The sequence below is a fragment of the Halorubrum sp. AJ67 genome, from assembly GCF_000513435.1.
On record NZ_CBVY010000003.1, the window covers coordinates 361,666 to 362,924 of the forward strand.

Here is a 1,259-nt window from a genome sequence, read left to right on the forward strand (position 1 = left end):
GTTCGTCGACGTCGGCGATCGAGACGTGGACGTGGCGGGTCCCCTCGTCGGTGACGAAGTGGTTGACCTCGTCGACCGCGGTCACCCGGTCGAGCTCGTCGTCGAAGTGGAGGTGGACGTGCGTCGAGCGCCCGCTGTTGTCGAGCACGACCGGAAAGGGCCCGTCGGTCGCGAACGCGTCCGGCGCGTCGATGTCGTGGACCGCCTCCCCGTTCAGTTCGACGTCGAGTGTCGGCACGGTGGAGACCACGACCCCGTATTAGAAAAAGATTCACACGGGCGAGGGGTTCGCCGCCGGCGTCTCGGGCGAGGGCGTTCCGGCGGCGAACGCGTGAACCGGACGCTACGCCGCCGCCTCCTCGCGCATGTCCGGTGGGAGGAGGTTCGGGATCCCGTCTTCGATCGGATAGGTCTCGCCGCACTCCGTACAGGTGAGCGTGCCGGCGAGGACCTCTTCGTCGTCCTCGTCGTCGACGTCGAGGTCGAGGGCCGCCTTGTCGAGCGGACAGCAGATCACGTCCATCAGGGATTCCTTCATACCGCTCGATTGGATTGGGCCGATAAAAAAGACGTGCGGGTCGCGGCCGCCGCGGCCGTCTCGGGGACGCACTGGACGAGGGATACGCCGCGACCGGCCGGGATGGTAACGTCTTTGCCGCCGCGCCTCGCCCGGAGTGACATGGGTATTCCGGCGGAGCGGATCGAGCGGCTGTTCGCGCTCGCCCGCGAGGCGGTCGTCGACGACGAGTACGACCGCGCCCGGGAGTACGTCGCCCGCGCCCGCCGGATCGCGGAGCGGAACCGGTGTGGGATCCCGGCCGAACTCTCCAGACGCGCCTGCGACGACTGCGCCGTCTACCTCCGGCCCGGGAAGACGAGTCGCGTGCGGACGCGACCCGGGCGCGTGGTCGTCCGCTGTCTGGAGTGCGGGGCGACGGCGCGGTATCCGTACGACGGGAAGTGACGGGAGGTGTCGGCGCAGTTACCCTCCACGCTCGCGCAGCGCCGAGAGCACCGCCTCGGTCCCATCCATGTACCCCACATCGAGGACCGTATCGGCCGCCTCGCGGGCCGCGTCGTCCGCGTTGGCGACCGCGTACGACTCGCCGGCGACACCGAACGTCGAGACGTCGTTCTCGCGGTCGCCGACCGCGACGAAGGCGGCGGGGTCGAGCCCGAGGGCGTCGGCGACGACTTCGAGCGCCCGGCCCTTGCTCACGCCGACCGACTTGACGTGGTAGGCGTAGCCGGTGTCGACG

Annotated in this window: 3 protein-coding genes and 1 pseudogene; 1 reads left to right on the top strand and 3 read right to left on the bottom strand. The window is 69.9% G+C overall.

All coding sequences use genetic code 11. The annotated features are described in order from the left end of the window. A pseudogene (locus BN903_RS05120) lies at positions 1–238 on the bottom strand (hypothetical protein); the annotation flags it as partial. A gap of 105 nt (positions 239–343) precedes the next feature. Beyond that, positions 344–538 carry a methytransferase partner Trm112 gene (locus BN903_RS05125; protein WP_195155715.1) on the bottom strand — a complete coding sequence of 65 codons (195 nt, stop codon included), beginning with the start codon at positions 536–538 and terminating at the stop codon, positions 344–346. Positions 539–679: 141 nt separating this feature from the next. Between BN903_RS05125 and BN903_RS05130 the strand changes: the two genes are divergently transcribed. Then, the gene (locus BN903_RS05130; protein WP_048076674.1) at positions 680–964 is read left to right on the top strand and encodes a ribonuclease P protein component 4; all 285 of its coding nucleotides are present in this window, start codon (positions 680–682) and stop codon (positions 962–964) included. 18 nt (positions 965–982) lie between these two features. Here BN903_RS05130 and BN903_RS05135 read toward each other — a convergent pair. Continuing rightward, on the bottom strand, positions 983–1,259 hold a 277-nt coding region (locus BN903_RS05135), incomplete at its 5' end, for an HAD hydrolase family protein (protein ID WP_048076675.1).

Excerpts from the sequence above, each read along its gene's own strand:
- BN903_RS05125 (WP_195155715.1), bottom strand. The coding sequence starts at position 538 with ATGAAGGAATCCCTGATGGACGTGATCTGCTGTCCGCTCGACAAGGCG.
- BN903_RS05130 (WP_048076674.1), top strand. The coding sequence starts at position 680 with ATGGGTATTCCGGCGGAGCGGATCGAGCGGCTGTTCGCGCTCGCCCGC.